Origin of the sequence: Fastidiosipila sanguinis, from assembly GCF_002998295.1 — a bacterium.
Classification (GTDB): domain Bacteria; phylum Bacillota; class Clostridia; order Saccharofermentanales; family Fastidiosipilaceae; genus Fastidiosipila; species Fastidiosipila sanguinis.
The window spans coordinates 380,332-393,808 of the sequence record NZ_CP027226.1 but is presented as its reverse complement, the minus strand read 5'-3'; the positions used below and the strand labels follow the sequence as shown (position 1 = coordinate 393,808).

Genomic DNA, 13,477 nt, shown 5'->3' with positions numbered 1-13,477 from the left:
ATGAAAACAAATACAATAAACAAAACAAAAGCGCTTTTTCTAACTATATTAATGTTAATGTCTATTTTAATCATTAGTATTAAAGTTAATGCAGCAGATGGAACAGCTAGCCTCAGCGCTGATCAAGTAGCGCCTAACCAGACTGTAACCTTAACTTTGACTATTTCAGGAGCCGATTTTGCCAGCGCTGGAATAAGCATTGCTGGTGTTGAAAATGCAACATTAGTTTCTGGTCCTAATTCTAATGTATATCAACAAGGCAGTTCTTTTAATATTACTACTGATTTAGCAAATAATTCTTCAACTTCACATACTTATGTTGTAAACTTCAGCTATTCTTCAGAAGGTGCTAAACCTATTAATATATCTTATGACTTAATTAGTGCTGACCTAAACAGGACTGTTTTAAACAGAGCCTTTACAGTCAACGTAGTCGCTCCTGCACCAACACCAACTCCAGTACCTACCCCAGCGCCAACACCTAAACCAACTACTAAAGCTACTACTAGAGCTACTACTAAGAGTACAACTCAAACAAAACCAACTACCAAATCAACTAGTACTAAGTCACAAGATAGCAACGATAAAAACTACAGAGACATTAACAAAAAAATGATCTTAACTTCAGATTTAGATATCCGTTCAGATGCAAGTCTATCAAGTACATACCTAGGTTCCTATGATAAAGGTACCGTAGTTGATGTAATCGGCATAACAGATAATGGCTGGTATGTAATCAACTACAACGGCAAAACTGCCTACTTAGCTGGATCATATTTGGAAGATTATAGTGCTCCAAGTAGCACTAAAGCTGACGAGGAAGAGTCTAATTCTGAGGAAACAACTACAACATCTAAAAATGATGATGCATCAAAAACAAGCACTACAAACAAGGATGATAAAGCAGATAAAACTAAAAAGACTGAAAAATCTAACACCGAAAAAACTAGCACAGATAAAGACAGTCCTGCTCTAATAAATAACAATGATTCATATATGAATGCTGGAAATAGCAACAAGTCATTGTTTGCTAAATTAGATCCAACAATGTTAGTTATCTTTGGTTTATTACTATTGCTTATTATTCTCTTAATTGTTTATTACATTTTAAAAAGAAGAATTCTAGCTGATGAAGAACAAGAAGAATTTGAAGAACTACCAGGAGATAATAACGAGGCAATTTATGCAAACAAATCCTCTGATATAGAAGTTTCTAGAGTAGATGATTCTGAAAGTTCTGAAAAATAGAACCAAAGATTAACAAAGAAATATAGTAAAAAACAATAAAAGCTCTAACCATTTGCAGTAAGCACTTGATTAGAGCTTTTCATTTCTTTATTAAATTTATTAATCTAGATCGCCTTTTATTCCTAAAGTTTTCTTATAAATATATTTCATACCTTCTAAGGTTAAATTAGGATCATACAAATCAATTATGTCGAGCTTCTCTACAAATTTATCTGATATTCCACCAGTAGCTATGACTAGAGGATCAATCTTAAGTGTCTTAATTTGCTCCTCTACTATATGCTTAACTGCTCCAAGATAACCATGCATAATACCGACTTGCATGCCTTCAACTGTATTAGATGCCAAAATCGAATCTGGAATTACTAACTCTACATCTGGTAACTTAGCTGTTCCTGTAAATAGAGCATCAGCAGCTAATTTAAGACCTGGCATAATTATTGTATATTTAAAATTACCGTCTCTATCAACATAGTCAAAAGTTGTTGCAGTACCAAAATCAATAATAATACAATCTTTTTTGTACTTCATGTGAGCAGCAGCTACATTTACTAGTCTATCTGCACCAACCTCCTTAGGATTGTCTGTTGCTATATTAATTCCTGTTTTAACCCCTGGTCCTATAATGACAGGAGTTATAGCGAAGAATTTCTCCAAAGTCATTTTTAGGTTTTCTGTAAGATGAGGAACAACACTACTTAACACTGCACCTTTTATTTCACTAGCATCCACTGAGCATGACCTCAATAGGTCCAAGATAAGTAATCCTAGCTCATCAGCAGTTCTATCATTTTTACTATTCAGTCTAAATGTATCCAGAACCTCTTCACCTTTATAAATACCTAAGAAAATATTAGTATTTCCAACATCAATAGCTAATAACATTTATTTTTCCCCTTACTCACCCTTTTTATTCTTGAATATACTCAGGACTTTGTCTAAAACTTTGTCAGAAACTTTAGCTTTACTCATGATCTCTAGTTGTTCTAAAGAATCTTTAGCTATCAGAGTTACTATATTAGTATCGGTTCCAAATCCAGCACCTTGTTCATTTAAAGAGTTTGCAACTATTAGATCTAGACCTTTCTTCTCTAACTTATCTTTTGCATTTTCGATTAAATTTTCAGTCTCCATTGCGAAACCACAGAGAACAGTTCCAGCTTCTGCATGCTCACCTGCCCATGCTAAAATATCTGGATTTTTCTCAAGTTCAAGGATAAGGCTTTCATCATTTTTCTTAATCTTGCTCTCACTAAAATTCTTGACTCTATAATCACTTACAGCAGCTGTCATAATAAGAGTATCTGCGCTTGATAAATTACGTTGGATAGCTTGGAACATATCTTCAGCGCTTTTTACTTTAAGAACATTAATTCCTCCCGGAGTTTCCAAGTTTACTGGTCCAGAAACTAAAGTTACATCTGCTCCTCTACTCTTGGCTACTTTTGCCATTGCATAGCCCATTTTCCCACTTGAGTTATTACTTATAAATCTAACTGGATCTATTGCTTCAACTGTCGGCCCAGCGCTTATTAAAATTTTCATTCCAGCTAAATCTTGCTTTATCTCTTTATTATCATTTAATATTCTTTCAATTTCAGTTTCTATGGATTCAGGACTTGCAAGTTTCCCATTACCAAAATCTCCACAGGCAAGGTCTCCACTCTCTGTTTCCATAACATTAACTTCTCTTTGAATCAACTTTTCCAAGTTCTCTCTTGTTGCTGGATTATTTAACATATAAGTATTCATTGCTGGACATAATAGTATTGGACTTCTACTTGCTAATAAGCATGTAGAAAGCAGATCATCTGCAATACCACTTGCCATTTTTCCAATAAGATTCCCTGTGGCAGGCGCTAAAACAAAAACATCTGCCCACTTAGCAAGTTCTATGTGGGATATTTTATATTCTTCATCTTCAATATAAGGTGAGAAAACATCTGTATAAACTTTATTCTTTGTCAAGGCTTCAAAAACCTCTGTACTCATAAACTTAAGAGCATTGTCAGTCATAATTACCTTAACTTGATGTTTTTTACTTAAATTACTTACGAGTTGTGCCACTTTAAAAATAGCGATTCCACCTGAAATCCCAAGTAAAATATTAGCCATAATTATCTTCCTTTCTTAAATATTCGTAATAAATCTTGGTAAATGCAAATAGAACAAATGCGGCTAAGAATGCCTCAAGAACTCCATTTGTAAAAATAGTTGTACCTAGAAGTACAAATATAGCATCTTTTGTCTTATTCAGTACACTTGCATAGGCATCACCAAAGAAAAGAAAAATTCCTGATAATACTAGAAATGTATGTGCAAAAGTTGCCGAAAAAGCAACTATAGCAGCTTTCCATGACTTAGAATATCTTCTTTTATTGCGCAAATTAAATAGTTTTAATAATGCTGCCGGGATTAAACCTAAAAGCATTCTTGGCACAAAACAAATTACTAAGCTCCAAAAATTTCCACGTATAATTCCATAACTAATAAAAGGTGAAAATACGAAACTAGTTAAACCTGGAGCGAATGTGTTTCTCAAAAAGCTTAAAAGTCCAAATATAAAGCCTGATGCCAGACCATAAACTGGACCCAAAATAACGCTTACTATAATTACTGGCAAATGTAATGTTGTTAATGATAATGCTCCAATAGGTAAAAATCCTAATGGTGTAAAAAATAAAAGCAATTGAATAGCTGTTAAAACTGAAAATAAAGTTAACTTCTCTAGCTTTTGCTTTCTTAAATCTCTTTCTAACATTCTCAACCTCCTATCGCTTCTCTCGAATGCAATGTTATTAATGAATGTCTAACATTTAATGATATTATAAATCAAATAAGGCTCTTAAATAAGAGTTTTTGCTTTTTTAATTATTTTCTTAGGTGCTTTTGTTAATATTAAATAGCGGAGGTAATTAATATGGCTTTAACAACTGTTACTTATATACGAAATCAAAACAAGATCTTAATGCTACATAGAGTTAAAGAGTTAAATGATTTTAACGAAGGTAAGTGGCTAGGTGTAGGCGGTCATTTAGAACTTGGTGAAACTCCGCATGAAGCGGCACTTCGTGAAATCAAAGAAGAGACTGGTATTTCTATTGATGAAATAATTTTGCAAGGTATAGTTACTTTTGTTTACCCAAATAAAGAAACTGATTATATCTTTGTATATAGAGCAGATACAGAAACAACTGAAACAATTATTACATCTGAGGGTGTTTTGCAATGGATACCAGTAGATGAAATCATGAATTTAAATCTATGGGAGGGTGATTTACTTTTCCTCCCATATGTACTAGACCAATCTGATAAAATATTCAGCGTTAAAGTAATCTATGATGAAAATGGTAATTTAGAAAATTATAGATTCGATTAATCTATGCTAAATTCTATCAATTATAGTTATTTGTAGTTTTTTTATTTCTATTGTCTCTATGCTTCTTATAGATTAGTGCTGAACTTAAAGTGAAAAACAAACCTGAAACAGGAAGACTAATAGCACCTACACCCGTAATAGCTATCGCATTAGCTGATTTTTCACTCGAAGATGAAGTCTTACTATTTTCATTATTTAAATTTGCATCCAAGCTTTTAGCGACTGTACTTTTATTAGGTTTAGGTTCAGATTTAATTTCTGAACTTTCACTAATCTTATTGAATTCGGGTCTGACAGGACTGACAATTTTTTTACTAGTCACAATAGGATTATTTTCATTTGTAATATCTGGAACTTTTTCCAAACTCTTTTCTTCTTTACTTGAACTTGCCTCAGTTTCAGAACTAGTTGTATTACTTGTTTCAATACTTTCGGAACTATTACTTTCATCGCTAACATTAGCTGTGCTTGAACTTATTGTTTGATCTTCCTTTATTATCAATGAAATTGCCTTTAATATTTCTTCCAGATCTAAGTTTTTAATTACTATTTTGTATTCACCAGGATCTAAGTTACTTAAATATGAAGAGTGTAAATAGAGAATACTTTTACTATCATTCAAAGAATAATTGTCTGAAGATAGCTCTGTCTCATCCATGAGAATATTAAAGTTAATTCCTTCTAAGTACACTGGTACTTCAATATATCCCATACTTTTATTCCACTTTATAATCTCTGAGTTGATATCCTTGCTTATCTCAAGATTCAGGACATTTACATCCTCAGTTTCTGTTTTTGCAAAAACAGTTGTTGCTCTCAGTATCAGACATAAAGCTAAGATAAAAACTGGAAATGTTCTTTTCATCTTTAAGTATACTGTCGAATTTCTAATCATTTGTATTGCCTCCTAAATTATTATGAAAATATCATAGCCTTTTTGAAATTATTACCCAGCTCACAAAAACCTAAAAAACATCACAAAAACAAACAAAAAAGAGCCAGAACTTTAATTCTGACTCTTCAACTAAAACTCAAACAATATAAATAGTTTAGGCTAGACTAATCTTTCTCTCAGCTTATCTTCATCGCTCATAATATGGAAGTGTACATGGAAGACACTTTGTCCTGCCTTTTCACCGCAGTTATTGATTATACGTAATCCTTGTTCTTCAAGATTCAGTTTACTTGCAATTTCAGGTATTGCCTTGGTAATAGCAAGACTATCCTTTTCACTTTGTGAAAATAATTCTAAAGCATTAGCATAGTGATTCTTAGTAACTAATAATAAATGAGTTTCTGTTTGTGGATTAGCATCTTTGAAGCAGGTAACATTTTCATTCTCATAAATAATTTCTGTAGGTATCTCACCATTAGCTAATTTGCAAAATATACAATCTTTATCAATCATAATTTTCACACTTCAACCTTTCTCTCTTTACGTTTCCAAGTTTTGTATTTTTTTAAACTTAAGTTTATTCAACAATCAAATGTATTAAGCTAAAATCTCTTTTACAGCTGTCTTAGCACTTTCCAGGGCCTCTTCTAGTTTGCCACTATCTTTACCACCGGCTTGAGCCATATTAGCTTTACCGCCTCCGCCTCCGCCAGCAACTTTAGCAGCAACTTTAACAATATCTCCAGCTTTTACACCCTTATCAATTGCTTGATCTGAAGACATAACTAGGAAGTTAACTTTCTCAGCTTCTTTACGTCCTAAAATTACAACAGCAGGTTCTAGCTCAGCCATGAATTTATCACCTAACTCACGCATCTGCTCAACGGAATCAGTACTTACTTCAGTAACTAATAAATTTATTCCTGCAATATCTTCTGAGTCACTCAATAGGTCCTTATTAGCAGATTCCATCTTGGCATTTTCTAGGGTTTTTACTTCTTTTTCTAGTTCTTTATTCTTGTCAATTATATGATCTAATCTTACATCCAACTCACTTACTGAAGTATTCAACTTATCTGATAAACTTGCCAATAACTCTCTATCGGAATTGTAGTACCTCAATGCGTTAAAGCCTGTTGCAGCTTCAATTCTTCTAATACCTGCAGCTACAGAAGTTTCAGTTAAAATTCTAAAAGAACCAACTTGAGATGTATGCTTCAAGTGTGTTCCACCACATAGCTCAATTGAATAATCTTCACCTATATAAATAGTTCTCATTATCTCAGCATATGTTTCATCGAACAATGCTATCGCGCCTTTGGCCTTTGCCTCTTCCACTGGTTCCCAAAGCACTTCAACATCCATATCTTCTAGGATTGCCCAGTTCACTTCTGCTTCTACTGCTGCTAATTGATCTGCACTTAGACCACCTTGGTGGGTAAAGTCAAAGCGGAAATACTCACCATTAAACTCTGATCCAGCTTGAATAACGTGTTCTCCAATAACTTTTCTTAAAGCTTTATGTAACAAGTGTGTGGCAGTATGGTTTCTTGCTGTAGATCTTCTATTTTCTCTATCTACTTCTAACTTTATAGATCTATCTGCGTATAAAGTACCTTCCAAAACTTTAGCCTGGTGGAAGTAGACTTTATCTCTATTTTTATTAGTCATAGTTATTTCTACTTCTGTATCACCCTGACTTGCGAAACCTTTATCGCCTATTTGACCACCACCGGTTCCAAAGAATGGAGTTTTATCTGTGATAATAACAACGTCTGTACCAGTCTCGACAGAGTCAACTATTTTGTATTTATCTCCATCTTCTACTAATAGGTACAAGATTTTACCTTCATCTACTAATGTTTCATAACCAGTAAAATTAGTAGGCTCAATTTGAGCAATTTCTTTTGGCATCTTATCGCCAGCCCAGGCTGATTGAACATTCTTCTTGGTATTTGCTTGCGCTCTCATACGTTGCTCTTCCATTAAATCACGGAAACCTTGCTCATCAATTTCTAAACCTGATTCTTTCGCAATTTCTTTGGTCAAATCTAGTGGGAATCCATAAGTATCATGAAGCTTAAATACATCTTCTGCTGGCAAAGCCTCTAATTTGTTATCTATAGCATCTTTGATATAACCATCTAGTATTTTATTACCAGAGTTTAAAGTACCTCTAAATGTTGTCTCTTCTGAATCTATAGTGTACAAGATGAATTTCAAGTTTGATTCTAATTCTGGGTAAGCATCCTTTGATTGAGCTACTACTTCTTCTACAACTTTGCTTAAGAAGTTATCCTCTACCCCCAATAAACTTGCCTGACGTACTGCACGCCTAATTAAGTTTCTCAAAACATAACCACGTCCATTATTACTTGGGGTAATTCCATCTGAAACCATCATTGTTGCAGATCTTGCATGGTCTGTAATGATGCGCAAACTTATATCAGTTTTTTCATCTTCACCATAGGTCTTACCACTAATTTCACATACTTTGCCTAAAATAGATTTAACAGTATCAATTTCATAGATACTATCAACATCCTGGACAATTGTAGCTAAACGCTCTAGACCTACACCTGTATCAATATTCTTTTGCTTAAGCTCTATATAAGTTCCGTCTTCTTGACGCTCAAATTGACTGAAAACACTATTCCAGAACTCCATATAACGATCACAATCACATCCAGGTGCACAAGTATCTTTACCGCAAGAATATTTCTCTCCACGGTCATACAAAATCTCAGTACATGGACCAGAAGGACCAACACCATGTTCCCAGAAATTATCTGCCTTACCTAATCTGTAAACTCTCTCTTCTGGTACACCAACTGTTTTTGTCCATATATCATAAGATTCATCATCTAGCTCATATACTGTTGGATAAAGCTTATCTTCTTCCATTCCAAGTACTTGAGTACAAAATTCCCAAATCCAAGGAATCATCTCTTTTTTGAAATAATCACCAAAAGAAAAGTTTCCTAACATTTCAAAGAAACTTACGTGTCTTGCTGTATAACCAATATTTTCCAAATCACCAGTACGTACACATTTTTGGCTATTGGTTACTCTTTTCGCCGGAGGTATAGCGGCGCCAGTAAAGTATGCCTTCATAGGAGTCATACCTGCATTAATTAATAAAATTGACGGATCATTTTTTGGCACTAAAGAAGCACTTGGAATACGCAAGTGTCCTTTTGATTCAAAAAACTGTAAATATGCTTCACGCAATTCATTTACGGTCATATATCTCATGTTTTATACCTCTTTTTATGTTTATAATTTCAATTTATTATTATATCATAGTATCAAAAGTCTACATTTTTCTGAATTAAAGTTTTTTATATAAAATTAATGAGGTTGTGTATGGATAAATTTTTCGATTCTCACTTTAAATTGAAAACTTCAAAAAGGGACAGCAATGACTCCAAAATTGCAATGGTATTAACTTCAGTAATATCTTTACTAATCGTAGGAGTTTTGTTAGCAAGTTTTCTAACTTTTAACAATAGCGATTTTCTTGCCTTTTTGAACTGGAGCATGTGTATTTTAGTTCTAGCTCTTCCGAGTCAGCGTTTTATCCGAAAACTAATACCGTTCAGTGCAGATTCAGCCTTCTTCTATTCTATTATCTTTTCTTGGTTGGGGATTGGCTTTATTACCTGGTTTTTGTCTCACTTAGGCTTACCCATCTTCACTTCCCACTTTATAAGATTAGTATTAGTTTTGGCAAATTTTGTTTTTAATTTCCCCTCTAAAAGTAGGCGAAATAAGTTATCAAGAAATGTTTATCTTCCCCTTAATCAAATACTTTTAACTATACTTATATTCTTAAGTACCTTTGCTATCGGAGTCTATTTCAGATCACTTAAACCTGAAATTTATGGTCTAGAAAAATTCATGGATTATGGATTCATGATGAGCATGTGGCGAGGTAACACTTTACCCGCTCAAGATATGTGGTTAGCAGGTCATTCTATTAACTATTATTATTTTGGGCAATATCTTTTTACCTTGCTTGCTAAACTAACAGGTATTGAGCCTAAAATATCTTACAACCTTTCTATGGCTGCGAGCTTTTCAATCTCTTTTACTCTTTCTTACTCCTTAATTAGAGATATTGTTTTTTATAGAATAAAAAAACAAAAATCTTCATATCAATTGATTGCAAACATTAGCGGAATACTAGCTTCATCACTTCTATGTTTAGCTGGAAACAGCCATGCATTCTTTTACAGACCTGGCGCACTCGGACATGGATTAGTTGCATATTTAAAACGCTTCGGAACTACTACTGGTAAAATTAGCTACTTCTATTTCTCCGATTCTACTCGTTTTATTGGACATAATCCTGATACCAGCGACAAAACAATACATGAATTTCCCTTGTATTCTTATGTTGTAGGTGATCTTCATGCGCATATGATAAATCTAATCTTTGTCTTATTATTTCTAATAATTCTATTTGCTTTTTATGTTTACCTACGCAAGGCTGAAACTTTGTTAAATGAGAACACTTTAATGTATGCAACTACTCTAGGATTTTTATTAGGGATTTTCTCAATGACAAATTATTGGGACTTCGCCATATATTTTGTAGTGACCTTTATAACCTTAACTGCAGCATTCTTAGCTAAAGGCAAAAACACTTGGACCAGTTTACTATTATTCATTGGCCAAACATTAATGTATTTTATTCCTTTCTTAATGGATTTTGGTAACCCATTAATTAAATTAGGCTTATACGTCGTAGCATGCATTTCGACCTATTTAATTTATAGATTAAAGAAGGACAGTCTAACTTTAGCTGGATTTTATCTCTCCTTGATTTTTACAGTTACTCATATCTTTAGTTTACAGATGAATTTGAACATGGCAGAAATGCCAAAATCCTTCAAGTTTGTACAGAATAATTCTAGCTTCTATCAACTATTTATACTCTGGGCTTTCCACGCTTTCCTAGGAATTATATTTATTCTTTATGCATTCTGGTCAAATAGGGAAAAAATAAAATACCAGCTAGAGAAAGTAAATTTCATACAAGCTATAGCAAATCTTCCTGTAGAAAATTTATTTATTATTATTCTTAGTGCCTGTGGATTAGGACTAATTATTGTTCCAGAAATTATTTATCTCAAAGATATTTATGAGGTAAATTTTGCTAGGGCAAATACAATGTTCAAATTCACCTACCAAAGCTTCACTTTATTATCTTTAGTGGCAGCGTACTTGATCGCTGAGTTAGTGTTGCAGTTGACTCCTAAGAATAGTCCTGAAAACATCAACTCTGTTGAAATATTCGAAGAACAGAAAACTGGAATTATCCAAAGAGATAAGGGATGGAACTTTAAATATTTAATACCTGTACTGGCATGTACAATGGGGCTTATTATTCCATTCTCTTATACAAGTAGCATTTCAGACTGGTTTTACTTAAACAAAGATAAATCACAGCGTAGTCTAGATGGTAGTAGGTATATTGCAGATTTAGGAATCGAAGATGATTCTGGCAATTATTATAGTTTTAAAAACCGCCTAGATTTAATTGATTATCTAAATGAAAATGAATCTTCCAGTGTAAATATTTTAGAGGCTTATGGAAATTCATACTCAGATTATGCTTCCGTATCTGCATATACTGGATTGCCTACTGTTTTAGGCTGGGAAACTCACGAATGGTTGTGGCGAACTACTTCATTTGAAGAAAGTTCATACCAGACTTTAATTGCTCCTTTACAACGTGAAATTGACGATTTTTATACTACAAGCAATACATCTATACAACTTGATTTCATCAAGAAATATCAGATAAAGTATATAATTGTAGCTGAACTTGAGAGAATCAAATACGCTGATATAAATGAAGAAGCGCTTCAGAGTTTAGGAAAAGTAGTTTACCGTAGTGGTGATAATTATCTAATAGAGGTACAATCACAGTAAATAAATAGTTGTTAATTATGCCCAATGACACAGAAACATAAAAATATATAGTAAAAAGAATGCCGCAACTTACAATTATAAGTTACGGCATTTTAAATATTTTACTTTTATGAAAAACTATTTCGCTTCTAGAATCTCTGATGGATCAGGAATCTTAATTGTAGTTTCTGCATAAAGTTGTAAATCTTCACCCTCTATAGAACCTGTAATAGTTTCTGGGTTATTTTCAATAATTAAGTTGAAAACTTTTAGTTTAGTTTCGTAGTCTACATTAGTGTCGTAGCTTTCACCATATACATTTTCAAATATTGCATCCAAATTATCACCCCATTGAACTTCATATTCTGCTGGGTAGGAACCACCATTTTTACCTTTTTTACTTCCATTTACAACTTCAGTATCATTATCATCATTTTCTGATGTTGTTGTGGTACTTTCTTCTTCAGAACTTGTTGTTGTGCTGGTTTCTGATTCTTCTTCAGTTGTTGATTCATCAGTTACATTTTCTTCATCAATTGATGTTGAGCTACTTGTTGTTCCTGCTGAATCTGATCCAACGAAGAAGCCTTTTTCTTTGAGTAAGTAGGCTAAGCCTAGAATCGCTAATGCTAAAACTATTAGAAGTATTGTTACTAGGAATACTTTACGGCCACCTTTGTTACCTTCATCTTCTTCATCAAAATCCAAAGCATCTTCTGAATCAGCTCTACTTGACATATAACGAATATCTTCTTCATCATGACCACTTTCATCGTAATCATAATCGTCATTCTCAACTATTTTTGCATATGCTTTTTGGAATCTATTTGGTTCTTCGGCTTCTTCCTCAAGATCATCTTCTAACTCATACTCATCTTCTTCATAATCATTTTGTTCATAATCATTTTCATAATAATTTTCTTGAGAACTTTCATTTGCAACATTACTAAAATTTTCGTCATCTTGATAAGCATCGGCATTTTCGTTATCAGAACTTTCATTATATGTTGAATATTCTGATTCATGTTCACTTGTATCAGAGTTGTTAGTCTCTTCTGTTTGATGACTTGTTGTAGCTTCTACAGCTGCACTAGTTGCTACACCATTTGCGGTAGCTGCATATTTAGCTGTATCGCTTTCTGCTTCTGCTTGAGCAGATTCAATTTCTGCTAAATACTCATCTGTAAAGATTTGTGTAGATTGTGTATCACGGCTTACAAAGCCATCTCCACGATATTTTTTGTTAGTTACAAAAATGTCTTCAACAAAGCTCATCATGAATTGGAATGGCTCGTTTGGATGTTTGAGAGTCATATATTCATGGATTAACTCTGCTGATTCTTGTTGATCATAAGCTTCATCTAAAATCTTCAATAAGTTCTTTTGTCCTAAAGATTTTACAACGTTGTTGGTGACTAAAATAATACAGTCATCAACTCTTAATTGAGCAATATTTGAATATTTAATTGAACCTGCTCTACCTGCTGCATATATATCATAATTATCAACAGCTTGGCCATGGAAGTTCTCTGCTTTAAAATTAAAATCATTTTCAGTTAATGGATATAGTGCTTCATCTCTATATAAGAATGCGACAGCTTCACCCAAAGTAACTGCAGCTAACTCACTTTCCTTGATAATAACTCCAGAATAATAAGGTCTGGACTCACGTTTTTGCGTATCAAGATTGAATTTGCCTGTTAACTTAATAGCATTTTCTGCCATATCATTAACTACAGAATCAATATCTGCACTAGTTTTAATAGCTTCTGTAATTTGATCCTGACTTACTCTTTTTTCTAGTAAATTATCTCTATTTGCATCTTTTTTTCTAGTTGAGCTAATGTTCAAATAAAAACCTAGGGCTGTTCTATCTAATGTAATATCTAAATCATTCGTTTGTGGAAATCTGTTGCTACGACCATCCAAATAAAATATATTTATCAAACTATCATTCTTTATCTCATGGCTGGTTACAGTCGTTGCAAGTCTAGTCAATTTAGCCATAATTACCTCCAATAATCTCTTATCATTTA

Annotated in this window: 10 protein-coding genes; 3 read left to right on the top strand and 7 right to left on the bottom strand. The window is 33.2% G+C overall.

Features of this window, described 5'->3' with window-relative positions; translation table 11 throughout:
* The gene (locus C5Q98_RS01625; protein WP_106011997.1) at window positions 1–1,248 is read left to right on the top strand and encodes an SH3 domain-containing protein; all 1,248 of its coding nucleotides are present in this window, start codon (window positions 1–3) and stop codon (window positions 1,246–1,248) included.
* 99 nt (window positions 1,249–1,347) lie between these two features.
* On the opposite strand, the gene C5Q98_RS01620 is transcribed toward C5Q98_RS01625, so the two are convergent.
* Genes C5Q98_RS01620 through C5Q98_RS01610 form a run of 3 tightly spaced genes read right to left on the bottom strand, consistent with a single transcriptional unit; the run spans window position 1,348 to window position 4,009 of the window.
* Window positions 1,348–2,133, bottom strand: a complete 786-nt coding sequence (locus C5Q98_RS01620; RefSeq protein ID WP_106011996.1) for a type III pantothenate kinase — start codon at window positions 2,131–2,133, stop codon at window positions 1,348–1,350.
* A 12-nt stretch (window positions 2,134–2,145) separates the two neighbouring features.
* Complete coding sequence (coaBC, locus tag C5Q98_RS01615) at window positions 2,146–3,363, bottom strand: bifunctional phosphopantothenoylcysteine decarboxylase/phosphopantothenate--cysteine ligase CoaBC (RefSeq protein WP_106011995.1); 1,218 nt, start codon at window positions 3,361–3,363, stop codon at window positions 2,146–2,148.
* Window positions 3,356–4,009: an ECF transporter S component gene (locus C5Q98_RS01610; protein ID WP_106011994.1), complete on the bottom strand. Its 654-nt coding sequence runs from the start codon at window positions 4,007–4,009 to the stop codon at window positions 3,356–3,358. Before C5Q98_RS01610 ends, coaBC begins: the two co-directional genes overlap by 8 nt.
* 159 nt (window positions 4,010–4,168) lie before the next feature.
* Between C5Q98_RS01610 and C5Q98_RS01605 the strand changes: the two genes are divergently transcribed.
* Entirely contained in the window at window positions 4,169–4,627 is a 459-nt protein-coding gene (locus C5Q98_RS01605; RefSeq protein ID WP_106011993.1) for an NUDIX hydrolase, read from the top strand.
* 16 nt (window positions 4,628–4,643) lie between these two features.
* On the opposite strand, the gene C5Q98_RS01600 is transcribed toward C5Q98_RS01605, so the two are convergent.
* From C5Q98_RS01600 to alaS, 3 genes are all read right to left on the bottom strand, one after another.
* Complete coding sequence (locus C5Q98_RS01600; RefSeq protein WP_106011992.1) at window positions 4,644–5,522, bottom strand: hypothetical protein; 879 nt, start codon at window positions 5,520–5,522, stop codon at window positions 4,644–4,646.
* 159 nt (window positions 5,523–5,681) lie between these two features.
* Window positions 5,682–6,035, bottom strand: a complete 354-nt coding sequence (locus tag C5Q98_RS01595) for an HIT domain-containing protein (protein ID WP_106011991.1) — start codon at window positions 6,033–6,035, stop codon at window positions 5,682–5,684.
* A gap of 84 nt (window positions 6,036–6,119) precedes the next feature.
* The gene (gene alaS, locus C5Q98_RS01590) at window positions 6,120–8,777 is read right to left on the bottom strand and encodes an alanine--tRNA ligase (protein ID WP_106011990.1); all 2,658 of its coding nucleotides are present in this window, start codon (window positions 8,775–8,777) and stop codon (window positions 6,120–6,122) included.
* A gap of 111 nt (window positions 8,778–8,888) precedes the next feature.
* Here alaS and C5Q98_RS01585 point away from each other — a divergent pair, with 111 nt between their 5' ends.
* Window positions 8,889–11,462 carry a DUF2298 domain-containing protein gene (locus C5Q98_RS01585; protein ID WP_158695670.1) on the top strand — a complete coding sequence of 858 codons (2,574 nt, stop codon included), beginning with the start codon at window positions 8,889–8,891 and terminating at the stop codon, window positions 11,460–11,462.
* Between the two features lie 117 nt (window positions 11,463–11,579).
* Here the strand turns inward: C5Q98_RS01585 and C5Q98_RS01580 are convergent, their stop codons facing one another.
* Entirely contained in the window at window positions 11,580–13,448 is a 1,869-nt protein-coding gene (locus tag C5Q98_RS01580) for a hypothetical protein (protein WP_106011988.1), read from the bottom strand.
* Window positions 13,449–13,477 lie beyond the last annotated feature (29 nt).

Bases quoted from the DNA above. Each gene is read 5' to 3' on its own strand.
- C5Q98_RS01625 (WP_106011997.1), top strand. From the start codon at position 1: ATGAAAACAAATACAATAAACAAAACAAAAGCGCTTTTTCTAACTATA.
- C5Q98_RS01605 (WP_106011993.1), top strand. From the start codon at position 4,169: ATGGCTTTAACAACTGTTACTTATATACGAAATCAAAACAAGATCTTA.
- C5Q98_RS01595 (WP_106011991.1), bottom strand. From the start codon at position 6,035: ATGATTGATAAAGATTGTATATTTTGCAAATTAGCTAATGGTGAGATA.
- C5Q98_RS01580 (WP_106011988.1), bottom strand. From the start codon at position 13,448: ATGGCTAAATTGACTAGACTTGCAACGACTGTAACCAGCCATGAGATA.
- coaBC (WP_106011995.1), bottom strand. From the start codon at position 3,363: ATGGCTAATATTTTACTTGGGATTTCAGGTGGAATCGCTATTTTTAAA.
- C5Q98_RS01600 (WP_106011992.1), bottom strand. From the start codon at position 5,522: ATGATTAGAAATTCGACAGTATACTTAAAGATGAAAAGAACATTTCCA.
- C5Q98_RS01585 (WP_158695670.1), top strand. From the start codon at position 8,889: ATGGATAAATTTTTCGATTCTCACTTTAAATTGAAAACTTCAAAAAGG.
- C5Q98_RS01610 (WP_106011994.1), bottom strand. From the start codon at position 4,009: ATGTTAGAAAGAGATTTAAGAAAGCAAAAGCTAGAGAAGTTAACTTTA.
- alaS (WP_106011990.1), bottom strand. From the start codon at position 8,777: ATGAGATATATGACCGTAAATGAATTGCGTGAAGCATATTTACAGTTT.
- C5Q98_RS01620 (WP_106011996.1), bottom strand. From the start codon at position 2,133: ATGTTATTAGCTATTGATGTTGGAAATACTAATATTTTCTTAGGTATT.